This is a genomic window from Pyxidicoccus sp. MSG2 (assembly GCF_026626705.1).
In the GTDB taxonomy this organism is placed as follows: domain Bacteria; phylum Myxococcota; class Myxococcia; order Myxococcales; family Myxococcaceae; genus Myxococcus.
In genome coordinates this window covers 3,419,034-3,443,515 of record NZ_JAPNKC010000001.1, presented here as the reverse complement: position 1 = coordinate 3,443,515, position 24,482 = coordinate 3,419,034, and the positions used below count along the sequence as shown (strand labels likewise).

The window sequence follows — 24,482 nt, the reverse complement described above, 5'->3', positions numbered from 1 at the left end:
GTGCGCGGCGCCTTCCTGCTGGTGCTGCTGACGATGAGTGCCTGCTCCCGGTGCATGCCGGTGGCGGCGGTGCCTCAGTACGGGCCGCCCGTGCCGGAGGAGGGCATCCAGGCCTGGTACGACGCGACGGGTGGTGAGACGCGGCACTCGGTGACACTCGGGGTGATGCCTGTGCCTTGGGGTCCGGAGGTTATCGACCGATGGCTGGAGGTGGGCTTCTCCCAGCCGGGGCGCGGCGCCCGGACGCGGCCCGCGAGGGTGTGGCTCACGGTGGAGGACCGCTCGGAGTCGGACTGGAGTGAGCGCACTTCGGTGGCGCTGGTGCTCGACGGGCGGCGCGTGCCGCTGAAAGGTGTTGGGTACGAGGCGCGGGGGACGAAGGTGGGGAGCATCCAGACGCTCACCGTCGAGGTGGACGTCTCGGTGGTGGACCGCATGGCGCGTGCGCATGCGGCGGCGGTGGAGGTCTCAGGCGTCTCGCATCCGCTCGAGTCCTCGCAGCGTGACCTCCTGCGAGAGTTCGTCTCCACGCCCTGACCGGTCTGGAAATGCCAGTGGAGCGAATGGCTCCGCCCGCCTTCGTCGAACCGGACTCGCCACCAGTCACCGCGGAAACGGTGGGCGCGCACGTCACGCGAAGAGCGACCGGGACCGCCTCTCGCGGTCCCGGTCAAGTGGCACGGAGCTTCCGCGCTCAGTTCGCGTAGTAGGTCGTGTTGAAGATGCCCCCGCCCACGCTCTCGATGTACAGGCTGAGGCGGGTACCCTGGGTGGCCGCGGTGGTGGCTCGCTCGAAGAACTCCAGCCGCTCGGCCTCGCTGTGCTGGTAGCCCCCGTTGGCCGCGCCGGCGCCCAGGTACACGTAGGTCCCGACGACACCGCCGGTGCAGCCCGGCGAGTTGTGCACCTGCACCTGCACGTAGCCCTGGCCATAGCTGACGTTGTTCTGCCGCGTGTACGTCGCCGAGCACACGTAGCCCGACACCGTGACGAGCGAGGCCTCGGCCGAACCCGCGAAGAGCACCGACATCATCACTGCACAGAAAAGGGACACTCGCTTCATGGTTGTCTCCTCGGGACATTGCCCGTCAGTCGTGGGGGCCTGGGCCCCTGCACGCGAAGGAGAGCCTAGGAAGCCCTCCTGACATGCTGAGCGGAGGAAGCCGCGAAAATCCCTCACCCCTTTTCTTCAGCAATCTCCAGCGCCACCTCTGGCAACGCGGCGCCGCTACACGGCCCTCACCTGTCCGGCTGCCTGACAGAGCGCGGTGCGGGGTCTTGCGGTTCGCCCCGTCGAGCGCCAATCAAGCGGCGAACCCCCCAGGTGGGGTGGGCGGTTGAACACTACTGTTCCCTTCTCACCCCAGGTCATGACTCCATCCCCGTCCGTTACCTCTCTGCGAGATGTCATCGACCAGTTGCTGGTGCTGGACCGTGAGCGTCCCCGTCAGGGCGGAATGCTGGACGACCGGGGCCTCATCGAGAAGCTGCTGGTGACGGTGGACGCCGCGCCGGTGCTGCTCTCGTACGTGGACCGCGACGAGCGCTACCGCTTCTGCAACCAGACCTACGAGCGCTGGTTCGGCGTACCCCGCGAGCAGGTCCTCGGGCGGAGTGTGCGTGAGGTGCTGGGCGACTCCGCATACCAGGCCGCGCTCCCCCACCTGCGAGCGGCCCTGTCCGGTCAGCCGGTGCGCTTCGAGCGCGCCATGCCGTACCGGGATGGCGGCACGCGCGTGGTCCAGGCGGACTACCTGCCGCACGTGGATGTGGACGGCCGCGTCGCCGGGTACGTGGGAATGATCTCCGACATCACCGAGCTGCGCCGGGGGGAGGAGGCCGGGCGCTTCGCACGTCAACTGCGCGAGAGCGAGGACCGGCTGCGCCTCGCGCTCGAGGGCGCGGACCTGGGGACGTGGGACCGCGAGCTCCTCACGGGTCATCGGAACTTCAGCGCCAGGAGCCTGGAGCTGCTGGGGCTGTCCGCCGCGAGCGTCCTGGACAGGGAGCAACTCATGGGGTGCGTCCACCCGGAGGACCGTCCCCGCGTGGACGCGGCCCTGCGGGCGGCCTTCGACTCCAAAGGCGACGGATGCTTCCGCACCGACTTCCGCGTGGTGGGGCCGCTCGTGAAGGAGGAGCGCTGGCTGTCGGCGTTCGGGCGGGTGCACTTCGATGCACACCGGCGGCCCCTGCGCATCATCGGCATCCTCCAGGACATCACCACGTCCCGGCGCTCCCGCCTCCGCGCGGACAGGCTGGCGGCGGTGTCGTCCGCGCTGTCCCGCGCGCTCCGGCCCGAGGAGGTGGCCAGTGTGGTGGTGCGCGAGGGAGCCGCGGCGCTCGAGGCCGTCGCCGCCTCGCTGGTGCTGCTGAGCGAGGACGGTGCCTCCTTCGAGCTGCGCGCCGCGCACGGCTTCCCCGAGGGGGTGCTGGAGTCCTGGCGGCGCTTCCCCGTGGACACGCCCGTCATGTACCGCGAGGCGGTTCGCACGGGCCGGCCCATGCTGTACCCGGACCTGGAGGACCTCTTCCGGGACTACCCGGGCCTGCGGGACGAGCCGTCCCTGCTGGGCCGCGCTTTCGCCGCGCTGCCGCTGCGAGTGGACGGGCGCACCCTCGGCGCCTTCGGCTTCTCCTTCGCGCACGCGCAGCGCTTCGAGCCGGAGCAGCTCCAGTTCATGGAGTCGCTCGGCCAGCAGTGCGCCCTGGCGCTGGAGCGCGCGCGCCTGTACGAGGCCGAGCGTCGCGCCCGCGAGGAGGCCGAGCAGCTCCGCGACAGGCTGGCCACCGAGCGCGGCCTCCTGGAAGCCGTGTTGGACCAGCTCCCGGTGGGCGTCGTCATCGCCGAGCCCGGCGGCCGGCTCATCCGCGGCAACGCGGCGGTGGAGTCCATCTGGGGCCACCCCTTCGTGGCCTCGGAGGGCATCCCCGGGTACGCGGCCTACCAGGGCTACCGGCCGGATGGCACGCCCTACCGGCCCGAGCAGTGGCCCCTGGCGCGCTCGCTGCTGCATGGGGAGACGGTGCTGCGCGAGCCGATGCACCTGCGCATGAGCGACGGTACGACGAAGCACCTCGACCTCAGCTCCAAGCGGGTCCACGACGCGCAGGGGCGGCCGCTCGCGGGCGTGGCGGTGTCCATGGACGTCACCGCGCACCACGAGATGCGCGAGGCCCTGCGCCGCGAGGCCGAGACGAGAGACCGGCTGATGGGCATCGTGGGGCACGACCTGCGCAACCCGCTGCAGGCCATCGCCACCTCCAGCGCCCTGCTATTGAAGGACAGCGCTCCCGACTCTCCCCAGCGCAAGCGCGCGGCCCGCATCCTCACGAGCGTGCAGCGCATGGACCACCTCATCCGCGACCTGCTGGACTATGCGCGGGTGAGCCAGGGCGCCACGCTGCCCATCCAGCGCCGGCGCATGAGCCTGGAGGACGCCTGCCGCATCGTCGTGGACGAGCTGCTCGCCGCGTACCCGGAGCGGGACATCCACCTGGACCTGTGCGGGGACCTGACGGGCGAGTGGGACCTGGACCGGCTGGCGCAGCTTCTGGGCAACCTCGTCGTCAACGCCTTCACGCACGGCGCCCGGGGCGTGCCCGTGGAGGTGCGCGCGGACGGCGAGGGGACGGATGTGGTGCTGGAGGTGGCCAACGCGGGCAACCCCATTCCGCCCGCGCTGCTGCCCCGGCTCTTTCAACCCTTCACCCGCGCGGACGACGGTGGCGACGCACTGAACGGCGTGGGGCTGGGCCTCTTCATCGTGCATGAAATCGTCACCGCGCACGGGGGCCACGTCCAGGTGACCTCCACGCGGGAGACGGGCACGCTGTTCCGGGTGTGCCTGCCCCGCTCCCACCGGGGCTGAGCGCCTCGTCTCAGGCGGCGCCGCGGCGCGGGCGGCGGGCCTCTTCGAGGAACGCCACCAGTTCGGCCAGCTCCACCGGCTTCACGAAGTGGCGCTGGAAGCCCGCCGCCTCGCTGCGCGCCCGGTCCTCGTGCTGGCCATAGCCGGTGAGGGCGGCGAAGGTGGGGCTCGCGTCGCCCAGGCGCTCGCGGATGAGCGCGGCCAGCCCATGGCCGTCCACCTCCGGCAGGCCGATGTCGAGGATGGCCACGTCGGGCGTGAAGCCGTCGAGCCGCTGCAGCGCCTGCCGGTGGTCATGCGCCATGGCCACCGTGTAGCCGGACATCTCCAGCAGGTCGGCCAGTGCCTCGGCCGCGTCCACGTTGTCGTCCACCACCAGCACGCGCAGCGGGGCGCGCTCCACGGCCGGGCGCGGAAGCGGGGCCGGCTCGGCGGGCGCCTCCAGGGGCGCGGCGTGGCGTGGCAGCCAGACGGTGAAGGTGCTCCCCAGGCCGGGCCCTTCGCTGTGCACGGAGACGCGGCCGCCATGCGCCGTCACCACGCTGCTCACCAGCGCCAGGCCGATGCCCAGCCCGCCCGCGCCCCGGTCCACCGAGCGAGGCCCCTGCACGAAGGGCGCGAAGATGCGCTCCGCCAGCTCGGGGGGAATTCCCTCGCCATTGTCCGAGACGGTGAAGATGACCTCCTCGGCGCCGGACTCCGCGCGCACCTGGAGCCGTCCCCCGGGCGGCGTGTACTTCGCCGCGTTGGTGAGCAGGTTCGTCACCACCTGCGTGAGCCGGTCCGCGTCGCCCAGCAGTGGCAACCCCTCGGCGGGCACCGCCACGTCGAGCACATGCTGGCGCTGCTCGAGCAGCGGCGTCACCGCCTCCACCGCGCGGCCCACCACCGTGGACAGCTCGAGCGGCGCGCGGTGGAGTGACATCTGCCCGCGCACGATTCGCGCCAGGTCGAGCAGGTCGTCCACCAGCCGCACCACGTGGCCGAGCTGGCGGCGGATGACCTCGTGCTCGGGCGTCTGCGCCAGCCCGCGCAGGCGCAGCACCTCCAGCGAGCTGACGATGGGGGCCAGCGGGTTGCGCAGCTCGTGGCCGAGCATGGCGAGGAAGGCGTCCTTAGCCTGCGTGGCGGCGATGGCCTCGGCCCGGGCGGCCTCGGCCACCTCCAGGTGGGCTTCGCGCTCGCGGTCCTGCGCCTCCAGCAGGTGCCCGGAGCGCACCAGGGCCTCGTTGAGCCGCGCCAGCTCGCGCACGTCCGAGGCGTCCACGCGCAGAGGCGCACCGCTGGCGAGCGCGTCCGCCGCGTCCGCCGCGTCGGTGATGGAGCGGCCGATGCGCCGGGACAGCGCCCAGGCCCCCGCGGCGCTCAAGAGCAGCATGGCCAGTCCGAGCAGTCCGCCTGCCAGCAGCGAGCGCCGCACGGGGGCATCCAGCACGTGGCGCGGGCTGACCACGGTGGCCGTCCAGCCAGACGTGGTGTGGCTGAACGCGGCATAGACGGGCTCGCCCTCCATGGAGTGGTCGGCGTAGACGCCCTCGTGCGCGGCGCGCGTGCGCTGGAGGAAGGAGTCCGTCGCGGACTGCCCCACGAAGCGCGCCGGGTCCCGGGTGCGGGCGGCCACGATGCCGTGCATGTCCACCAGCGTGCGCGTCCACTCGATGTCGTCCGAGGCCTGCCGTGCCACCACCTCCCGGAGCGCGTCGGCGGAGAGGACGGCCGTGAGCACGTAGCGCAGCTTCCCGTCACGCACCACGGGAACGCGGAGCGGCACGGCGAGCAGTTGCCGGGACCTTCGTCCCACGGCGAGGTTTCCCACCAGGGGGCGCAGCGTCTCGCGCACCCGGGTGAGGCTCTCCGGCTCCGCGACGGGAGGGATGGGGCTGCCCTCGGGGACGCTCGTGTTCAGCAGCGGGACGTCCTCCGGGGACGTGAGGATGAGCGTCAACCACCCGTGCTGCGTCTGAAGCACCCGCTCGCACTGCGCCCGGAAGCCCCGGACGTCTTCCGCGTCCAGCGACGAGGAGGCGGCCAGCGCCTGGAGCGTGCGCAGCGAGCCGGCCGTCTCGCTGTCGAACGCCTCCGCCAGCGAGCGCGCCGAGGTGAGCACCCGTCGCTCGGAGGACTGGCGCTCCGCGCGCGCCAGGAAGAAGAAGAGGCCGCACGAGAAGGCGACGACGGGCAGCAGCGCGCCCAGCACGAGCCTCACCAGGTGCCAGCGCAGTGGCCGGGGATGACGGGGGCGTGGAGACATGGTCCGGGCGGACGCTACGAGGGGTGGAGGTTGTGCCCGGGCAGGACCCGGCGGGGCGAAGCGGAGCATTCAACGGGCCGCGTCGCAAGCCGGCCGCCGGCCGCGCGAGCAGACGCCCGCCTTCACCACGCGGTGTGGCGGTAGTCCTTGAAGAAGTTGCCCCACACGAACTCGCCGGAGTTCTCCGAGGAGATGACCGGGTCCACCACGCGGGCCGCGCCGTCGACGATGTCCAGCGGCGGCTGGAAGTCGAGGTCCTGCTGCTTGCGCTCCGCGTGCAGCGCCGGGTCCTCGTCGGTGACCCAGCCGGTGTCGACGGCGTTCATGAAGATGTTGTCCTTCGCGTAGTCGGGCGCGGAGGTCAGCGTCATCATGTTCAGCGCGGCCTTCGCCATGTTGGTGTGCGGGTGCTTGTCCGTCTTCGTCCCGCGCGAGAAGCTGCCCTCCATGGCGGAGACGTTGACGATGTGGCCGGGCGTGGTGCGCCCGCGCATCATCAGCGGCTTGAGCTTCCCGCAGAGGATGAAGGGCGCCACCGCGTTGATGAGGTGGACCTCCAGCATCTCCGCCGTGGACACCTCCGCCAGCTTCATCCGCCACGAGTTCATCTCGCGCAGGTCTACCTGCTGCAGGTCCGCGTCCAGACGCCCCTGGGGGAAGAGGGCGCGCGTGTCGCCCTCCTGCTCCTGTGTATAGGGCAGCAGGGACAGCGCGGCGGACGAGTGGATGCCCATCGCCGGGTCGTTGCTGCGCCAGGTGGGCGCGAGCGCCGGGGCGTCCGCGCCGCCAGCGCCGAGCGCCGGGTTCAGCGCCGCGATGCACGCCGCGTGTCCCGCGAGCAGGGGGCGGGCCGCCTCTGGCAGTTCCTCCATCCGGCGCAGCTCCCCCTCCAGCAGGTGCTCATAGAAGCCGGGGGGACGGCGCACCGTCTGCGCCGCGTTGTTGATGAGGATGTCCAGCCGGTGGTGCGTCTGCTCCACGTGCCGCGCGAACAGCTCCACGCTGGGGGCGTGCCGCAGGTCGAGCCCGTGGATGTGCAGCCGGTGGGACCACTCCGCGAAGTCGGGCTCGCGCAGGTAGCGCTGCGCCGCGTCCTGCGGGAAGCGGGTGGTGGCGATGACGCGCGCGCCCGAGCGCAGCAGCATCAGCGACGCCTGGTAGCCAATCTTCACGCGGGCGCCGGTGATGAGCGCGACCTTCCCGTCCAGCGACGCGCGCTGGGTGCGCTTGGCGTAGTTGAAGTCCGCGCACTCGATGCAGAGGGTGTCGTAGAAGAAGTGCAGCTTCCGGTACTCCGCCTTGCACACGTAGCACTTGCGCGGCACCGCCAGCAGCCGCTCCGGCCCTTCGGTAGGGGGCGGGGGAGGGAGCAGGGGCACGTTGAAGACGGCGGCCCGGCGCAGCGAGCGAATCTCCGTCGTGGCGCGGACCTCCCGGTCATGCGTCTGCTTCGCCTGCTTGCGCTCCCTGCGCAGGGTCTTCGTGAGCCGCGACTTCGTCTGGCGGTCCGGGAACACCACGCGGGTGGCGGCGGACAGGAGGGCAATCTTCTCCGGCTCGGGGAGCTCCGTCACCAGACGCCGGTTCTCGGCCATGGCTTGCAGGAGCTGCGTGCACCGGCGGACTTCGTCCAGCGACAGGGCGGCCGGCGTTGCTGATTCCGGGAGGGCGGGGGAGGTCTCGGCGTCCTTCATTCCCACGCTGAATACCCCCTGGCGGGGCGTGAAGGAAGGACGGTGGTGGGCACGGGCTCGACGGGAGGGGGGGCGGGCGGGCGGCTCAGCGCGGGGCCGGTGCTGCCTCGCCCTGCTTCTGCTCCTTCTGCTTCGGCATCGGGGACACGTGGCTGGCGACGATGCGCCACCGGCCGTTGCGCTTCACGAGCGTGTCCGTGAAGCGCAGTTCTGCGGCGAAGGGCTTTCCACCGGCCACGCCCTTCACGGAGGTGGTGCCGTTCACCACCGCCGTGTCGCCGTAGAGCCTCACCTTCATGTCGTGGTTGCGGAAGACCTCGTAGCGGGGCTCCTTGTTGCGCAGCTCGGTGAGGGTCTCCTCGCGCGTCGTGATGTTGCCGGACGTGTCGGTGAGGGTGAAGCCGTCGGCCAGGAACTCGGCCGCGAGGCTCTCGTTCCCGGTGCGGAAGGACTCGCAGCCCGAGTGCAGCGCTTCGAGCACGGCGGCCTCCTCTCCCTTCGGAGCGGCGAGGGCGGGAGCGGCCAGGGCGAGCAACACGAGACACGCGGCGAGGGGCTTCTTCATCGGGACGGCCTCCGGGGGGACTACCGGCACGAAACGTACCCCGGGGTGGACGACCTGGATGCAGAAGCGCCTCGTCCGTGAACCTCCTGGCGCGTGCGAGCAGTGGACCGGGCGAAGTCTGGTACCCTGGGTGGTTTCGACAACGGGGTTGTGCCATGGGGCCGGGCCCTCCAGACTCCGCGCCGTGAATTCCCGCTCCCTGCCGACGCTCGCGCTTCTCCTGGCCTCCAACCTGACGGCCTGTGTCTCGCAGCCGCGCGGCCCCGAGGAGGCGCCCGTGGACGTGGGCCCCCCGGCGCGCCTGTGGCGCCGGAGCGCGGTGGAGCGGGACTTCGAGCGCTTCGCCCGTGAGGGGACGGTGCTCGCGGCGGATGGGGCGCTGGAGCTGGACACGACGGCGCCGACGGGAAGCGAGCCGTTCGCCTCGGGTCTGGATGCGGAGGGTGGCACGCGCTACGTCGGCGGGGACTACCGCCAGGGCGTGGCGGTCTCCGATACGCAGCTCGTCCCGGGTGGTTTCACCACCGTGGTGCCTTCCTTCGACGCCCTCACCCCTCCGGGGACGTGGTTGAAGGTGACGCTCGCCGCGCGCATCGACGGCACCTGGACGAAGGACTACGAGCTGGGCGTGTGGGCCTTCGACAAGGAGCCCGTGGCACGGCACAGCGTGGAGGGCCAGCGCGACGCGGACGGCGCGGTGTCCACGGACACGCTCAACCTCCAGCGCCGGGCGGATGCGCTGCGGATGAAGGTGTGGCTCTACTCCTCTCGGCCGGAGGCCACGCCCCGCGTGCGCGCGCTGTCGGCGGCGGTGAGTGACAGGCACGGGCTTGCCGAGGACGGCGCCTCGGAGCGCGCGGCGTGGGGGACGGTGCTGGACGTGCCGGGCTACTCGCAGATGCTCTATCCGGAGGGCGGGCCGGTGTGGTGCTCGCCCACGTCGACCACGATGCTGCTCGGCTACTGGGGACAGAAGCTCGGCCGGCCGGAGCTGCACACCACGGTGCCCGCGTCGGCCGAGCGCACCTATGACTGGACGTACCGGGGCACCGGCAACTGGCCCTTCAACACCGCGTACGCGGCCGCCATGGGCAACGGGGCGCTGCACGGCCTGGTGCTGCGCCTGGATGGCTTCGCCCAGGTGGAGCGGCTCATCGCCGCGGGAATCCCCGTCAGCATCAGCATCGCGTACGAGGAGGGGACGCTGGCCGGCTCTCCCGTGCGCCGCTCGGACGGGCACCTCATCGTGGTGAAGGGCTTCACGCCGGAAGGGGACGTGGTGTGCAACGACCCCGCCTTCAAGACGAACGAGACGGTGGAGGTGACGTACAAGCGAGAGCAGCTCTGGCGGGCCTGGCGTCACTCGCGCCATGCCACGTATGTCCTGTGGCCGGCGGGCACTCCGCTGCCCGAGGGCGTGGTGAGCGTCCTGCGGTGACCCGTGGTGTCGAAGTCCGCGCAGCCCCTTCCTGGAGAAACCTTTCCCATGTCGTCGACCACGTCGCCTCTCGCCGTCCCCGAAGCCTGGGACCTCGTCGTGCCGGAGTACGTGCGCGAGCTGCAGCCCGTGTTCGAGAACTTCGCCCGTGACGCGCTCGCACGGGCGGCGGTGGGACGGGGCTCTCGCGTGGTGGACGTGGCGGCCGGGCCCGGGACGCTGGCGCTCATCGCCGCGCGGGGAGGCGCGCGGGTGACGGCGGTGGACTTCGCGCCCCGGATGATTTCGGTGCTGCGCGAGCGCGTGGCGGCGGAGGGGCTGGCGGTCGAGTCGCTCATCGGGGATGGCATGGCGCTGGCGCTGCCGGATGGGACGTTCGACGCGGCGTTCTCGATGTTCGGGCTGATGTTCTTCCCCGACCGTCCGCGAGGCTTCCGCGAGCTGCTGCGCGTGCTCGTCCCCGGAGGCCGCGCCGTCGTGTCGAGCTGGATTCCGCTGGAGCGCTCGCCCGCGATGAACGTGTTCTACCGGAGCTTCGCCGAGCTGATGAGCGGGGGCGGAGGCGGGGCGCCGCGTGACGGGATGATGCCGCTGTCGGACCCGGAGACGTGCCAGCGGGAGATGGCCGGAGCGGGCTTCGTGGACGTCTCCGTGCACGAGGTGAGTGCGCGCGTGGACTATGCCTCGACGGCGGCGCTGGTGGACGCGATGGTGCGCTCGGCCGCGCCCATCGTGCTGGCGCGGAGGGCGCTCGGTGAGAAGTGGGGAGGCGTCGAGCGGGCCCTGCTGGACAAGGTCTCTTCGGAGCTGGGCACCGGCCCCCAGGTCGGCCTGTTCAACGCGTACCTCACGGTCGGCTCGCGGAAGTGAGCGGCGGTTCCCCTCGCTCGGGCTGATACATTCCGTTGCATGTGACAACAGCCGCTCCGGGCGCACGGTATGCACACCCGCGCGGAGTCGAGCGCAGGCAACCTCACCTCGGACGACGTTGTGACTCGGCGGGCACCTACGTAGCGTGTCGCATCCATGCGCCGTTGGCTCCCGCTCGCTCTGCTCCTGCCCGGTCTCGCGTGTGCTCCTTCTTCCCAACCGGAGGAGCCGCGTGTCGCTGGCGGCGTGGCGGTGGCCGTCGTGCCCACGCAGGGTGGCCGCGAGCCTGACGCAGGCGCGGCGCGGGTGGCTGCTGTGCAGGCCGCCGCCGATTCGGGGGCGCCGTCCGCTGACGGTGGCCCGAGCGCGCAGGCCTCCGGTAGTGGCCCCACCTCGGGAGAACTGCTCGCAGCGTGGCAGCGGACCGCGCCAGATGGTGGCACGGCCTCCACCGACGTGAAGTCGTCGCCTGGGGTGGCCTCCGCGCCTGCCGGCTCCGACGACTCGCGAGCCGAGGGCCCCGCGCTCGCGAACGACCCGGCACTCAGCGCCATGCCCAGGCCCGCGCCACATGGGGAAGCGGAGGACGTGGAGCCTCCGCCGGCCGAGCAGCTCGTCGTCATTCCAGACAGGAAGAACCCGGGCGCGGAGCTGGTACTCGGTCCCGACGGAGAGCCGCTGGAGGACACGGGGCTGGTGCTCGGCGACATCGACCCGTCCCTGGACCCCGAGGAGTTCGAGCCGGACTCGGAACCCGTCGGCGGCGCGGATGCGGGGACGGCGCCCTTCGCCATTCCCTATGCGCCCGATGCGGGCTCGCTGCGGGTGAGGCGCTCCATCGCCGTGCGCCAGGAGCCGCGCCGGGATGCGCCGCCACTGGGCACGGTGGCCCAGGACATGCGCGTACGCTGGCAGGGCGACACGGCCATGCGCGGGCCGGACTGCGAGGCGTGGATTCAAATCGAGCCGCGCGGCTGGGTCTGCGACCGCTACCTGGAGCCCAACTTCCGCGAGCCCCGCGTGCGTGACTTGCCAAAGCTGCGCGAGGGTGAGCTGACGCCCGGCATCTACGCGCGCGTGGTGGGCCGGCGCGTGCGCGCGTACCCGAGCCTCGCCCTGGCGCGGAGGAAGAAGAAGGGCGTGCTGCTGAAGGGCTCGGTGACGGTGCAACTGCGCGGGCAGGTGCGCGTGGGCCGCCGCACCTTCTGGCGCACCGCGGACGGCCAGTACCTGGAGGCGCGCGTGCTGCGCGAGTACCGGCCGTCCTCCTTCGAGGGGGTGAATGCCGAGCTGCTCGCGGAGCTGCCCACGCCCTTCGCGTGGGCGCAGTCCCGCCGGCGGCCGGATGCCAACGTGGACGTGCGCGTGGCGCCGGACGCGAAGGCCGCGCGGGAGACGGTGCTGCCGCCGCGCACGCTGGTGGCGGTGCGGGAGCTGTCCGCGGATGGCAACTGGGTGCTCATCTCGGAGAACCACTGGGTGGCCAGGGACGACCTGCACGTGGCCTGGTTCACGCCCGCGCCGCCCGGGGTGGAGCCCGGCGAGCGGTGGCTGGACGTGGACCTGGAGGCGCAGGTGCTGGTGGCCTACGAGGGCGAGCGGCCGGTGTACGCGACGCTCATCTCCTCCGGGAAGCCGGGCACGGACACGCCGGAGGGGCTCTACCGCATCTGGCTCAAGTTCGCGGAGGCGGACATGACGGGCAACGGGACCACGGGCGGCGAGACGTACCGCGTGGCCACGGTGCCGTGGACCATGTTCTTCCAGGACGACTACGCGCTGCACACCGCCTACTGGCATGACCGCTTCGGCGACCCGATGAGCCACGGCTGCATCAACCTGGCTCCGAAGGATGCCCGCGCCCTCTACACCTGGGCCGCGCCCGAGGTGCCCACCGGCTGGTCCATGGTCCACGCGACGCCGGACGCGCCCGGCTCCTGGGTGCGCATCCGGGGACAGGCGCGCGCGAAGGGCCAGGAGCGCAAGGTGACGGTTGCCGCCACCGCGCATCGCGAGCGGTAGCGAGGCCGTGGGACGTCCGGCCATGGAATCAGGCTGTTGCTCATGTCATTGGATTTCAAGAGTAAGTGTGTTCTCGTCTGCCTCCAGGGAGGCGCACTCCCGCGCCTCACCTGACTGGAGGCAGACCGATGCGATGCTTCTCCCTTCGTGATGCGCTTCTCCTCGCTCCCGCGGCGCTGATGCTGGCGGCATGTGGTGGTGCTCCGCGGGAGGGGCTCGACTCCGCGACGCAGGAGGACTCCACCCTGGGGACTTCCGAGGCCGGGTTGTCGGCCTCGCTCTCCTGTAGCCGCACGTCCGCGACGACCATCACCTGCACGGCGACCCCGACGAGCGGCGTCGCGCCCTTCACGTACCTCTGGGGGCAGAACGGGTACCTCTACGTCGAGGATTTCTCCTACTCCTCGACCATGAACGAGGGGAGCGCGACCCGCACGTACTACTGCGACGAGCTCCCGCCGGGCACGCCGCCCTCCGAGCGAATCAAGCCCAAGTTCCAGCTGCGGGATGCCACCGGGGCGACGACCGGCACGTACCTCAGCGCCGACTGGTACTACTGCTACTGATTCGCCGTCACCGGAACGCGGCCCGGCGGGTCTTCCGGGCCGCGCTCACCCCACCACGGACACGGTGACGCGGCGGCGGTGCGGCGACGTGCGGTGCTCCCAGACGTAGACGCCCTGCCACGTCCCCAGGGCCGCGGAGCCGTCCTTCACGGGGATGCTCAAGGAGTTCTGTGTGAGCACCGTGCGCACGTGCGCGGGCATGTCGTCCGGCCCCTCCGCGTCGTGCACGAAGAGCGGGTCCCCGTCCTTCACCAGCCGCGCGAAGAAGGACTCCAAATCACGGCGCACGTCCGGGTCCGCGTTCTCACACAGAATCAGGGACGCGCTCGTGTGGTGCAGGAACACCGTGCACAGCCCCTGCCGCGCGCCGCTCTCCGTCACCGCGCGCTGCACCTCGGCGGTGATGTCGGTGAAGCCGCGGCCCCGGGTGGACACCGTCAGCTCCTTCGCGTGGTACATGCCGTCAGCGCCCTCCCAGCCGCGCCAGCAGGAACGCGGCCAGCCGCTCCAGCTCCTCGGAGTCAATCGTGTGCGGCCCGTCGAAGGGGTGGAAGTCCACCGCCAGCCCGGACTCCGTCAGCACGTCGCGCAGGCGCTCGGCGGCGGAGAAGGGCAGCACGGTGTCATCGCGGCCGTGGGCCTGGAACACGGGCAGTCCCTTGCGGGCCTGGGCCTTCTGCCGCCACTCCGCCTCCGAGGTGAGCGTGCCGGACAGGATGCACAGACCCGCGGGCGCTTCCTCCAGCCGCAGCGCCACGTCCGTCGTCACCATGCCGCCCTGGCTGAAGCCGCCCAGAACGATGCGGCCATACGGCAGCTTCGTGGAGGTGGACACCGCGTCCACCACGCTCATCATCGCCCGGCGCGCGGCCGGCAGGCCCGGAGGTACCTCGCGGGCGAAGAGGTCCCAGTCGCGGAGCTGCCCGCGCATGATGGCCTCGGGCAGGTGGAACCACGCGCGCCCGGCGGGCATGCCCCACTCCGCCAGCGTCAGCGGGGCGCCGGGGAAGATGAAGCGCACGCGGTCTGCGAGCGACGCCTCCACCGACATCAATTCCGGCGCGAGCGGCACCAGGTCCGTCGCCGGAGCGCCGAAGCCGTGACAGAGGATGACGGCCAGTTCGGGCGCCGCGCCCTCGGGGAGCGCGTCGACGACGTTGCACTCCAGCTCACCCAGCCGCGTGGCGAGGCGTCGAGCGGTGCGGCCACCCATCACTTCGCGCCCGCCGGGGCCTGGTCGCTCATCGAAATCTTCTCGATGACCACCGGCGTCTGCGGCCTGTCCCGCGAGTCGCGCTGGACGTTGGAGATCTTCGCCACCACGTCGTAGCCCTGCACCACCTCACCGAAGATGGTGTGGCGGTTGTTGAGGTAGTCCGGCGTGGAGGTGGTGATGAAGAACTGGCTGCCATTGGTGCCGGGGCCGGCGTTGGCCATGGCCAGCAGGCCGGGCTTGTTGAAGGTGCGGCCGCTCTGGAACTCGTCCTCGAAGCGGTAGCCCGGGTCGCCGCGCCCGGTGCCCGTGGGGTCTCCACCCTGAATCATGAAGCCCGGAATCACGCGGTGGAAGATGACGCCCTGGTACAGCGGCCTGTCCGTCACCCGCTGACCGGAGTTGGGGTCCGTCCACGGCTTCTCGCCCGTGGCGAGGCCCACGAAGTTGGCCACCGTCTTCGGCGCGTCCTTGGAGAACAGGCGCACGACGATGGCGCCCTGGTTGGTGGTCAGGGTGGCGTAGACCTCCTGGCCGGCCTGCACCTTCTTCGTCCACTCGCCGGAGGCGGCGGCCTCGGCGGGCGGCGTGGCGGCGGGCGGCGTGGCGGCGGGGGCCTGTGCGGGCTGCGCGGGCCGCGTCTGCGAGGCCGGAGGAGGCGTGCTGGAGGACTCCTTCTTGTCGGAGTCCTTGCAGGCGGCGAGGGAGAGGCAGAGGAGGACGGTCGTCAGGATTCGGGTCCGCATGGCGGGCGAACCTAGACGCCACCTTCAACGGATTCCAGGGGTTTACGCGGAGGCCTCTGTCCACTGTCACGCACCTGGAGTAAAAAGAGACACAACCGCCCCGCCCCGAAGCAACTCCGGGGCGGAAGGCCCGATGATCCGGTAGCGATTCGTGAAGATCCCATTGGAGTCCCTTTCTCATGGCGCCCATCCGTAACGAGACCCGCCCCGCCCCGACGTCCACGCCGACGGCGCGTCCCACGGCGCCCGCGCCCCGGCCTCCGGCCCCGGCGCCGGGGCAGGCGGACCGGTTCGAGACGGCCCACAACCGGGTGAGCCAGGTCGCCAACGGCGCGAAGTCCATCTCCGACGCCGTGGCCGCCACCCAGGTGCGCAACGCCGCGGGCCCGCAGCGCTTCGGCCCCTGGGAGATTCCGGGCCGTGGCAGCGCCGGCACCGTGGAGGGCGTCAACACCCGTGGGGCGCGCTGGGCCGGCGCCGCGGGCACCGCCGCCAGCGTTTCGCAGCTTCCGGGCGCCGCCTACCTGGCCTTCCGCGACACGCGCGACTTCTTCCGCAACCCCTCGCTGGAGAGCGCCAACAAGGCGGCGGGCTCCGTGGCCAGCGCCGCCTCCACCGGCCTCAACGTGGCGAAGGGCGCCCTGGAGACGGCCGGCAACGTCAGCAACTACCGCGCCGCCGCCAACGCGGCCCGCACCGCCTTCACGCAGGCGGCTCCCGACGCGGCCCGCGCCGTGACGAACCGCGTGGCCGGCGCCGCCGCCCGCGAGGCGGTGCAGGGGGCCTCGCGCCAGGTGGTGCGCAACGTGGCCGCCCGCGTCGCGGGTGAGGGCCTGGAGACCGCTGGCCGCCTGGGCGCCAACGCGGCCCGCGCCGCCGTGCAGGGTGGCGGCACCGCGGTGGCTCGCGCCGCCGGCCGCTTCGCCCCGGGCCTGAACGTGGCCATCGCCGCGGCGGACACCGCCGCCGCCGTGAGCACGATTGCCGACCCGAACGCCTCGGCGGGCAAGAAGGTCACCGCCGGCATCACCGCGCTGGGCTCCATCGCCGCCGCCACCAACATCCCGGTGGTCAGCCAGGTGGGCGCCGCCGTCTCCACGGTGTCCAGCTTCATCGGCTCCTTCTTCTAGCCTCATCCGTCCCGACGCATACTCGCGTCATGACGACGAAGGACGACCCGAAGGGCGGCGGAGCGCGTTCGCTGGCCGAGCTTCACGCGCTCGGCATCATGAAGCGGATGCCCGCCGCCTTCTCGTTGGACAGCACCGAGCCGGTGGACATCCCCACCGTCACCGCCCCCTCGCTGGAGGGGCTGACGGTGGCCCTGGTGCCCCCGGCTCCGCTGACGGAGCAGGACGTCCTCGACCGCTTCGATGCGCTCCGCCGCCAGTACGCCGACCGCCGCGTGCGCAAGCCGGGTGAGGACGTGGGCGTGGGGGACGAGGTGCTCCTGGACGTGCTCGGCTTCGCCAACGGGCGGCTGCTGCCCTTCTCCACGCGGGAGGACTGGCGGACGCATGTGATTGCGGACCCGGTACTGCCGGGCTTCTTCGAGGCGCTGGCCGGCGCGAAGGTGGGTCAGTCCTTCGGCATCGAGCTCAAGCTGCCGGACACCTGGCCCGTGGAGTCGCTGCGCGGGCAGACGGCGCGCTTCCTCCTGGACGTGAAGGCGGCGCAGGAGTTGAAGCTCCTGGCGGATGACTCGCCGGAACTGCTGAAGCGGCTGCGCATGGCCAGCCTCACGGACGTCATGCGCCACCTGGGCGAGGAGCTGGCCCGCGAGCGCACCGAGGAGATGGACCGCCTCACCCAGGAGCGGGTGATGGACGTGCTGGTGGAGCGCACGCAGGTGTCGCTGTCCACCGCGCTGGTGAACGAGGAGATCCGCCGCCGCTGGGCGGAGACCGAGCGCCCCATCCTCGCCCGCAAGGCCTTCCAGCCGGACGAACTGCAGGAGGCGCTGGAGGGGTGGCAGCGGGATTCGCTTACCCGCGCGGACGCGGTGCGGCGCCTGACGCTGGCCCTGGCGCTGCGGGCCATCGCCACGCGTGACGGCGTGCAGCCGGAGAAGAAGGCCACGGATGCGCTCATCAACGACCTCGCCGGCCTGTCCGGCGTGTCCCGCCAGGATCTGGGCAAGACGGTGAAGGAGGACGCGGCGCTCGCCCGGCGGCTGTACGACCTGGCGCTGCACCTGGCCACCGTCGACCACGTGATGAAGAAGGTGAAGCTGACCGCGCCGGCCTGAATCAGCGGGCGTCGAGCGCCAGGGCCACCATGGCCTCGGTGACGTCGCCGGGGTGATAGCGATTGAACCCGGGCAGGGCGCGCAGCGCGCCCTCCGCGTGATCCATGTCGTCCAGGCGCACCACGCCCGCGCCGGGCACCTCCGCGTCCAGGGCCGTCACCAGGCCGTCGGACGCGTAGCCGTACCTGTCACGCAGGTAGCGCTGCAGGGGGTACAGGCTGGACAGGCGCGACAGGCGCGAGGTGGCCAGCGACACGGTGGGAATGCCGGCCGGGTAGGGGTGCTTTCGGATGAACGCCATCCGACTTGTATAGGAAAGCTCCTCCACGGACCGGGACACCCCATGGAACAGCAGAGGGAAGGCGAAGTCGATGAGCCGCCGCATCTCCGGCGTGGTGGCCAGGTCATGGGCGAGGGAGGAGCCGCCGTAGGGCGCCTGCAGCGTCACCACCGCGCGCACCACCCGGCGCAACTCCGGGTGCAGGGCCAGCGTGGCCGTGCACTCCACGCCGCCCTTGCTGTGGCCCACCAGCACCACCGAGCGGCCGAAGTGCTCCGCGTCCAGCAGTGCCTCGCGCAGCACCGCCACGTTGTCGCGGATGAGCCCCTCCGTGTCCACCGGCGCCTCGAGCACGTCCAGGCCCCGGCGCTCCAGCCGCTGCACGTTGTCCAGCAGGTAACCGGGCAGTTCGTCCCCCAGCATGCCGCGCACCAGCACGTACTGGTGCCGCTTCGCCGCGTCCGGCAGCACGGGCTCGCCCTCGCGCACGCGCGTCAGCAGCGCCTTGAAGCGCGGGGTGAGGTCCTCGCCGGGGAGCCCCTGCGCGGAGCGTTGCAGCCAGCCGGCCAGGCCGCCACAGCCGGGGCCCCACCAGCGCTCCGCGGGAGGCAGGCCGCGCAGGCTTCGCGACAGGCGGGCAATGGCGCCCGACTCGCGGGCCGGGGCGGGAGTGGGGGTGGGCGGCGGAAGGGCGACGTCGGGCAGCGACTGCGTCATCTCCCGCGGAAGCGTACCGGGAAGCCATCCCCGGGCGCCAACGGCCCCGCCACGCCTGCCCGGATGGCCGACATGGGCTCACCTTCGAGGGCAGGTGGCATGCTAAGAAGCCGTCACGCAGGAGGGGTTCCGACGCTGACCACCGGACAGGAGTGGCTGGTTGACGCCAGTGGGTGCGCGCCAGAGCGCCTCAAGGACGCGGCCGCGCTCGCCGCGCTCTTCGAGGAGCTCATCGTCTTGCTGCACCTGAAGGTGGTGGGCCAGCCGCAGTGGCACGTCTTCCCCGAGCCGGGCGGCATCACCGGCCTGACGCTGCTGGCGGAGAGTCACCTGACCATCCACACCTTCCCCGAGCACGGCTTCGCCGCGCTCAACGTCTACTGCTGCCGCACCCGCGCGCGCCCGGACTTCGAGTCCCTGCTGGCGCGGCACCTGGGCGCGGCGTCCAGCCATGTGCGAGAGCTGAAGCGGGGAGGGGTGGCGTGACGCAGCAGGGACAGTGCCCATCGTGCGGTGTGCTGATCGAGTTCACCGCCGGCTCGGCGCAGGTGGTGGTGTGCGCGCACTGCCAGACGGTGGTGGCGCGCAGCGGGGCCACGTTCGAGGCCCACGGGAAGATTGGCCGCATCGTCCCCACCGACTCGCCGCTGCAACTGGGCGCGGAGGGCAGATACGCCAGGGCGGGCTACCGCATCATCGGCCACCTCCAGAAGGACCACGGCGCCGGCCCCTGGGACGAGTGGTACGTCGAGTTCGACGACGGCCGCACCGGGTGGATCAGCGAGTCCGAGGGCGCCTTCCACCTGCTCTTCGACGCGGGCGTGGAGGAAGGGCTCGTCCTGGAGAGCCTGCAACCCGGCGAGCGGCTGCGCCTGAGGAACCGTGCCTGGGTCATCGAGGAGCGCGGCCACGGGCGCGTGGTGTCCGCGGAGGGGCAGCTCCCCAGCGACGTGGACCCCACGCAGGACGCCTGGTACGTGGACGCCACTGGCGGCAAGGGGACCTTCCTCACGCTGGACTTCGGCACCCGCGGGCAGGACCCGGAGGTCTTCACCGGCGAGGCGCTGAAGCTGGAGCAGCTCGGCATCGCGGCCAGCCAGCTCCGTCCCCGTGCGCGCAAGGTGGAGATGAAGCAGGCGCGCTGCACCAACTGCAACGGCCCGCTGGAGCTGCGCGCGCCGGACAAGTCGCTGCGCGTGGCGTGCCCCTACTGCGGCGCGCTGCTGGACGTCAGCCACGGGCAGCTGTCCTTCCTGCGCCTGCTGGAGAAGCCCACCGAGGCGCCCCTCATCCCGCTGGGCGCGAAGGGGACGCTGGAGGGCACGGAGTGGCTGTGCATCGGCTACCTGGTGCGCTCGTGCACCGTGGAGGGCGTGCGCTACCCGTGGGAGGAGTACCTCCTCTACCACCCGGCGCGCGGCTTCACGTGGCTGATGCACTCCAACGGCCACTGGGTGTTCCTCAAGCCGATGGCCGCCGGTGACGTGCAGCTGGCACCCATGGTGGCCGCCTTCTACGAGAGCCGGCGCTACAAGGCCTTCCAGAACGTCACCGCCGTCACGGAAGCCGTGCAGGGCGAGTTCTACTGGGAGGTGACGGCGGGAGAGTGGGCGAAGGCCACGGAGTACGTGGCGCCGCCGTACTCGGTGAACGTGGACGCCACCGAGGACGAGGTGACGTACACCCACGGCGAGTACCTGGCGCCCGGCGTGGTGAAGGACGCCTTCAAGCTGAAGGAGTCCCTGCCGCCGCCCCAGGGCATCGCCCCCAGTCAGCCCAACCCGCACAAGGCGGGGATGCGCTCCACCTTCCTGTGGACGTTGCTCTGGATGGCGGGGCTGCTCGTCATGGCGGGCTTCTTCTCCGTGCGCGCGGACAACCGCGTGGTGCAGGAGATGGCGGTGGTGGTGCCCCCGGACGCGCAGCCCGGCACGCCGGCCGCGATGGAGTTCAGCAAGCCCTTCGAGCTGACCAAACGCGGCAACATGGAGGTGGAAGTCTCCGCCGCCGCGCTCGACAACGACTGGCTGGGCGTCCAGGGCGACCTGGTGAACCAGGACACGGGCGAGGTGGTGGGGTTCTACGAGGAGCTGAGCTACTACAGCGGCAGTGACAGCGATGGCTCGTGGAGCGAGGGCTCGCGCTCGGGGAGCACCACCCTGTCCCCGCTGCCGCCGGGGAAGTACGTGCTGCGCACCACGGCGTCCTTCGACCCGGGGCCGGCCCGCTCGCGCGCCTTCAATGTGAAGCTCACGCACGACTCGCCCCGGGGGAGCTGGTTCTGCTTCGCCTTCGTCCTGCTGCTGGTGGGGCCCGCGTGGGCGCTGTTCCGCTCGCACGGCTTCGAGACGCAGCGCTGGTCTGAGAGCAACTTCGCGGATTGAGTTCCATGACTCACGGAGGCACGGAATGAAGTTCTTCGGTGGGCTGGTGCTGCTGGGCTATGCGGCGCTGATGATGACGGGCTGGTCGCCCTTCAGCAGCGAGCAGAAGGACCAGGTGCCCGGCAACGTGCGGCGCGGGCCGGGCGGCATCCTGCTGTGGACCGGTGGCTACCAGGGAGGCAAGTGATGTTGCTGCTCGGTGTGGTGGTGAGCCTGGATGGAGTGCTGGCGAGCGTCATCTACTCGCTCATCGGTCTGGCGGTGTTCGTGGCGGGCTTCTACGTCATCCGCCTCATCCTCCCCTTCGACGTGAACAAGGAGCTGGAGGTCGACCAGAACACGGCGGTCGGCATCGTCATCGGCTCCTTCATCATCGGCCTGGCCATCATCGTGGCGGCCGCCATCGGGGGTTGAGGGCGCTCGCGCCCCGCCCCGCTCGACGTGAAGTGACGACTTGAACAGAACGCTGCTGTACATCACCGTCCTCGTCATCGCGACGTGCGGGCTCATCTACGAGCTCGTCGTCGGGGCGCTCGCGAGCTACCTGCTCGGGGACTCCATCACCCAGTTCTCCACCGTCATTGGCGGCTACCTGTTCGCCATGGGCATCGGCAGCTACCTGTCGCGCTACATCGAGCGCGGGGTGGCGCAGCGCTTCGTGGAGGTGGAGCTGGCGGTGGCGCTGCTGGGCGGCCTGTGCGCGCCGCTGCTGTTCCTCACCTTCACCCTGACCAGCATGTTCCAGGTGGCGCTGTATGGCAGCGTGATTGCCATTGGCACCCTGGTGGGGCTGGAGATTCCCCTGCTGCTGCGCATCCTGAAGGACCAGCTCAAGTTCAAGGACCTGGTCAGCCAGGTGCTGTCGCTGGACTACCTGGGAGCGCTGGCGGCGAGCGTCGCCTTCCCGCTGCTGCTGGTGCCGAAGCTGGGGCTGGTGCGCACCTCGCTGATGTTCGGCGTGCTCAACGCGGCCGTGGGGCTGTGGAGCACGTGGCTCTTGGCGCCGCTCTTGGGCAACCCGCTGCGGCTGCGCATCAAGGCGGTGGTGCTCACGGTGTTCCTGCTGGTGGGCTTCGTGCTGGGGGACCGGCTCACGACGTTCTACGAGGACCAGCTCTACGCGGACGACGTGGTGCATGCGTCCAGCTCGCCGTACCAGCGCATCATCCTGACGCGCGGCAAGCGCGGGTTCTCGCTGTTCCTCAACGGCAACCTCCAGTTCGCCAGCATCGACGAGTACCGCTACCACGAGTCGTTGGTGCACCCGGCCATGGTGCGCGCGGGGAAGGTGGAGCGGGTGCTCATCCTCGGCGGCGGGGACGGGCTCGCCGCGCGCGAGGTGCTGCGCCACCCGCAGGTGCGCTCCGTCACGCTGGTGGACCTGGACCCGGCGATTACCGGGCTGGCGACGAGCTACGGGGAGCTGGCGAAGCTCAACGGGCACTCGATGTCGGACCCGAAGATGCGGGTGCTGAACACGGACGCCATGCGCTTCCTGGCGGAGGGTGACGAGCAGTACGACGTGGTGGTGGTGGACTTCCCGGACCCGAACAACTTCGCGCTGGGGAAGCTGTACACGACGGGCTTCTACAAGCTGCTCAAGAAGCGGCTGGCGCCGGACGGGGTGGCGGTGGTGCAGAGCACCAGCCCGCTGTTCGCCCGGCGCTCCTTCTGGTGCGTGGCGCAGACGCTGAAGGCGGCGGGCTTCTGGACGCAGCCGTACCACGCGCTGGTGCCGTCCTTCGGCGAGTGGGGCTACGTGCTGGTGGCGCACGACGTGCCGGGACGGCACCGCCCGCTGCCGGAAGGGCTGCTCTTCCTGGACGAGCCCACGTTGGAGTCGCTCACGCAGTTCGCTCCCGACATGGGCCCGCTGCCGGCGGAGGTGAACCGGCTGAACAACCAGGTGCTCGTGCACTACTACGAGGAGGAGTGGCGGCGGTGGAACTGACGCGGCGGGAGCTCGTCGCCGCGTTCCTCGGCTCGGCGGTGGCCAGTTCGTGCAAGCGCGCCGCTCCTCGCGAGCCCGTGCCGGGGGCCATCGTCGACCGCGCGGTGGAGGTGGGCCACAAGCTGCGGGGCGGACCACTGCCTCGCGCGGACGTGCTGGAGCCCGTGGACGTGCTGGTGGTGGGCGCGGGCGTGGCGGGCCTGTCCGCCGCGTGGCGGCTGGCGGGCGCGGGCGTGAAGGGCGTGCGCGTGCTGGAGTTGGAGGCCGAGGCGGGCGGCACGTCGCGCTCCGGCCACAACGCCGTGTCCGCGTACCCGTGGGGCGCGCACTACCTGCCGGCGCCCCTGGAGGACCGGGGCCCCGTGGTGCGGCTGCTCCGCGAAATGGGCGCCGTCACCGGCGTGGACGCGGAGGGCTACCCCACCTTCGAGGAGACCCTGCTCATCCATGAGCCGGAGGAGCGCCTCTTCTACCGGGGCCACTGGTACGAGGGCCTCTACCTGCGCGCGGGCGCGAGCCCCGCGGACGTGGCGGAGCTGGAGCGCTTCGACGCGCGGATGAATGCCTTCGCCGCGGCCCGCGACGCGAAGGGGCGCAAGGCCTTCGCGGTGCCCTCCGGGCTGTCCAGCGACGACGCGGAGTGGACGGCGCTGGACTCGCTCAGCATGGCCGCGTGGCTCACGCGAGAGGGCTTCACGTCCGCACGGCTGAAGTGGCTGGTGGACTACGCCTGCCGCGACGATTACGGCACCACGTCCGAGCACGTCTCCGCCTGGGCGGGCATCTGGTACTTCGCCGCGCGGCAGGACGGAAAGGGTGAGCGCAGCGAGGGTTTCCTGAGCTGGCCCGAGGGCAATGGCCGGCTGGTGAAGCAGCTCCAGTCCGCGCTCCCGCCCGCCGCCGTGGAGCGCAACGTGCTGGTGCACACCGTGGAGCCGAACGAGGGTGGCTGCCGCGTGGACGCCCTGGAGGCCGGTACCGGAAAGCCCCGCTCCTTCCAGGCGCGCCAGGTGGTGCTGGCCTGCCCGCGCTTCGTGGCGGCGCACGTGGTGGCCCCCTGGCGCAAGCAGCGTCCCGAGTGGCTGGGCGCCTTCACCTATGGGCCCTGGGTGGTGGCCAACCTGACGCTGTCCTCGCCGCCGCGCTCGCGCGGCTTCCCGCTGGCCTGGGACAACGTCTTCTACGAGAGCCGCAGCCTGGGCTACGTCGTCTCCACGCACCAGCAACTGCGCCAGGACGAGCGCGGGCCCACGGTGCTCACCTGGTACCTGCCCATGGCTGGCGCGGACGCGAAGGCGGAGCGCGACAAGGCGCTGTCGGCGAGCTACGCGGACTGGGAGGCGCTCGTCATGGCGGACCTGCTGCCCGCGCACCCGGGCCTCGCCGCGCAGGCGCAGCGGCTGGAGGTGCAGCGCTGGGGGCATGCCATGGTGCGGCCCTCGCCGGGCTTCATGTGGGGCGCGGAGAAGAAGGCGGCCCGCGAGAGCCTGGGCCGCGCCCTGCACTTCGCGCACACGGACCTGGGCGGCATGGCCCTCTTCGAGGAGGCCAACTGGTTCGGCGTGAAGGCCGCGGAGCGCGTGCTGGCGGAGCTGGGACGGCGCGAGGCGAGCTGGCTGTAGGCCGCCCGCGAGAAGAAGGGCCCGGAGCGCGCGGCCCCGGGCC

General features: G+C 71.5%; 22 protein-coding genes. 14 read left to right on the top strand and 8 right to left on the bottom strand.

Annotated elements, in window-relative coordinates:
* Positions 1–537 carry a hypothetical protein gene (locus tag OV427_RS12950; RefSeq protein WP_267856396.1) on the top strand — a complete coding sequence of 179 codons (537 nt, stop codon included), beginning with the start codon at positions 1–3 and terminating at the stop codon, positions 535–537.
* Positions 538–694: 157 nt separating this feature from the next.
* Here the strand turns inward: OV427_RS12950 and OV427_RS12945 are convergent, their stop codons facing one another.
* A complete protein-coding gene (locus OV427_RS12945) occupies positions 695–1,063 on the bottom strand; it encodes a hypothetical protein (RefSeq protein WP_267856395.1) in 369 nt (122 codons plus the stop codon).
* Between the two features lie 307 nt (positions 1,064–1,370).
* Between OV427_RS12945 and OV427_RS12940 the strand changes: the two genes are divergently transcribed.
* A complete protein-coding gene (locus tag OV427_RS12940) occupies positions 1,371–3,872 on the top strand; it encodes a PAS domain-containing protein (RefSeq protein WP_267856394.1) in 2,502 nt (833 codons plus the stop codon).
* A gap of 10 nt (positions 3,873–3,882) precedes the next feature.
* Here OV427_RS12940 and OV427_RS12935 read toward each other — a convergent pair whose 3' ends face one another.
* From OV427_RS12935 to OV427_RS12925, 3 genes are all read right to left on the bottom strand, one after another.
* Positions 3,883–6,123: an ATP-binding protein gene (locus OV427_RS12935; protein ID WP_267856393.1), complete on the bottom strand. Its 2,241-nt coding sequence runs from the start codon at positions 6,121–6,123 to the stop codon at positions 3,883–3,885.
* A gap of 122 nt (positions 6,124–6,245) precedes the next feature.
* Positions 6,246–7,817, bottom strand: coding sequence for an SDR family NAD(P)-dependent oxidoreductase (locus OV427_RS12930; RefSeq protein ID WP_267856392.1), 1,572 nt, complete (start codon positions 7,815–7,817; stop codon positions 6,246–6,248).
* Positions 7,818–7,902: 85 nt separating this feature from the next.
* On the bottom strand, positions 7,903–8,382 hold the full coding sequence (locus OV427_RS12925) for a nuclear transport factor 2 family protein (RefSeq protein WP_267856391.1): 480 nt from the start codon (positions 8,380–8,382) through the stop codon (positions 7,903–7,905).
* A gap of 184 nt (positions 8,383–8,566) precedes the next feature.
* Here OV427_RS12925 and OV427_RS12920 point away from each other — a divergent pair, with 184 nt between their 5' ends.
* The 4 genes from OV427_RS12920 (at position 8,567) to OV427_RS12905 (ending at position 13,278) form a co-directional block, all read left to right on the top strand.
* Positions 8,567–9,820 carry a peptidase C39 family protein gene (locus OV427_RS12920; RefSeq protein WP_267856390.1) on the top strand — a complete coding sequence of 418 codons (1,254 nt, stop codon included), beginning with the start codon at positions 8,567–8,569 and terminating at the stop codon, positions 9,818–9,820.
* 48 nt (positions 9,821–9,868) lie between these two features.
* Positions 9,869–10,690: a class I SAM-dependent methyltransferase gene (locus OV427_RS12915; protein WP_267856389.1), complete on the top strand. Its 822-nt coding sequence runs from the start codon at positions 9,869–9,871 to the stop codon at positions 10,688–10,690.
* Positions 10,691–10,846: 156 nt separating this feature from the next.
* A complete protein-coding gene (locus tag OV427_RS12910) occupies positions 10,847–12,712 on the top strand; it encodes a L,D-transpeptidase family protein (protein ID WP_267856388.1) in 1,866 nt (621 codons plus the stop codon).
* A gap of 128 nt (positions 12,713–12,840) precedes the next feature.
* Positions 12,841–13,278, top strand: a complete 438-nt coding sequence (locus OV427_RS12905) for a hypothetical protein (protein WP_267856387.1) — start codon at positions 12,841–12,843, stop codon at positions 13,276–13,278.
* Between the two features lie 45 nt (positions 13,279–13,323).
* Here the strand turns inward: OV427_RS12905 and OV427_RS12900 are convergent, their stop codons facing one another.
* The 3 genes from OV427_RS12900 to OV427_RS12890 are packed head-to-tail and all read right to left on the bottom strand — an operon-like array spanning position 13,324 to position 15,237.
* Entirely contained in the window at positions 13,324–13,737 is a 414-nt protein-coding gene (locus tag OV427_RS12900) for a secondary thiamine-phosphate synthase enzyme YjbQ (RefSeq protein WP_267856386.1), read from the bottom strand.
* 4 nt (positions 13,738–13,741) lie between these two features.
* The gene (locus OV427_RS12895; RefSeq protein WP_267856385.1) at positions 13,742–14,491 is read right to left on the bottom strand and encodes an alpha/beta hydrolase; all 750 of its coding nucleotides are present in this window, start codon (positions 14,489–14,491) and stop codon (positions 13,742–13,744) included.
* Positions 14,491–15,237: a peptidylprolyl isomerase gene (locus OV427_RS12890; protein WP_267856384.1), complete on the bottom strand. Its 747-nt coding sequence runs from the start codon at positions 15,235–15,237 to the stop codon at positions 14,491–14,493. The genes OV427_RS12895 and OV427_RS12890 overlap by 1 nt, the downstream gene beginning before the upstream one ends.
* A gap of 179 nt (positions 15,238–15,416) precedes the next feature.
* On the opposite strand from OV427_RS12890, the gene OV427_RS12885 reads away from it, so the two are divergent.
* Both OV427_RS12885 and OV427_RS12880 read left to right on the top strand, forming a co-directional pair.
* Positions 15,417–16,367 carry a hypothetical protein gene (locus OV427_RS12885; RefSeq protein ID WP_267856383.1) on the top strand — a complete coding sequence of 317 codons (951 nt, stop codon included), beginning with the start codon at positions 15,417–15,419 and terminating at the stop codon, positions 16,365–16,367.
* A gap of 29 nt (positions 16,368–16,396) precedes the next feature.
* A complete protein-coding gene (locus OV427_RS12880) occupies positions 16,397–17,485 on the top strand; it encodes a peptidylprolyl isomerase (protein WP_267856382.1) in 1,089 nt (362 codons plus the stop codon).
* Between the two features lies 1 nt (position 17,486).
* Here OV427_RS12880 and OV427_RS12875 read toward each other — a convergent pair whose 3' ends face one another.
* On the bottom strand, positions 17,487–18,482 hold the full coding sequence (locus OV427_RS12875) for a lipase (RefSeq protein WP_267856381.1): 996 nt from the start codon (positions 18,480–18,482) through the stop codon (positions 17,487–17,489).
* Positions 18,483–18,581: 99 nt separating this feature from the next.
* On the opposite strand from OV427_RS12875, the gene speD reads away from it, so the two are divergent.
* From speD to OV427_RS12845, 6 genes are read left to right on the top strand one after another with little or no spacing between them, the layout of a single operon-like run.
* Positions 18,582–18,968 carry an adenosylmethionine decarboxylase gene (speD, locus tag OV427_RS12870; RefSeq protein WP_267856380.1) on the top strand — a complete coding sequence of 129 codons (387 nt, stop codon included), beginning with the start codon at positions 18,582–18,584 and terminating at the stop codon, positions 18,966–18,968.
* Positions 18,965–20,866, top strand: coding sequence for a DUF4178 domain-containing protein (locus OV427_RS12865; protein WP_267856379.1), 1,902 nt, complete (start codon positions 18,965–18,967; stop codon positions 20,864–20,866). The genes speD and OV427_RS12865 overlap by 4 nt, the downstream gene beginning before the upstream one ends.
* Positions 20,867–20,891: 25 nt before the next feature.
* On the top strand, positions 20,892–21,053 hold the full coding sequence (locus OV427_RS12860) for a hypothetical protein (RefSeq protein ID WP_267856378.1): 162 nt from the start codon (positions 20,892–20,894) through the stop codon (positions 21,051–21,053).
* Complete coding sequence (locus OV427_RS12855) at positions 21,053–21,280, top strand: DUF350 domain-containing protein (protein ID WP_163996350.1); 228 nt, start codon at positions 21,053–21,055, stop codon at positions 21,278–21,280. Before OV427_RS12860 ends, OV427_RS12855 begins: the two co-directional genes overlap by 1 nt.
* Positions 21,281–21,320: 40 nt before the next feature.
* Positions 21,321–22,817, top strand: coding sequence for a polyamine aminopropyltransferase (locus tag OV427_RS12850; protein ID WP_267856377.1), 1,497 nt, complete (start codon positions 21,321–21,323; stop codon positions 22,815–22,817).
* Positions 22,808–24,439 (top strand): flavin monoamine oxidase family protein, encoded by a 1,632-nt coding sequence (locus tag OV427_RS12845; protein ID WP_267856376.1) that lies wholly within the window; start codon positions 22,808–22,810, stop codon positions 24,437–24,439. Before OV427_RS12850 ends, OV427_RS12845 begins: the two co-directional genes overlap by 10 nt.
* Positions 24,440–24,482: the final 43 nt, after the last annotated feature.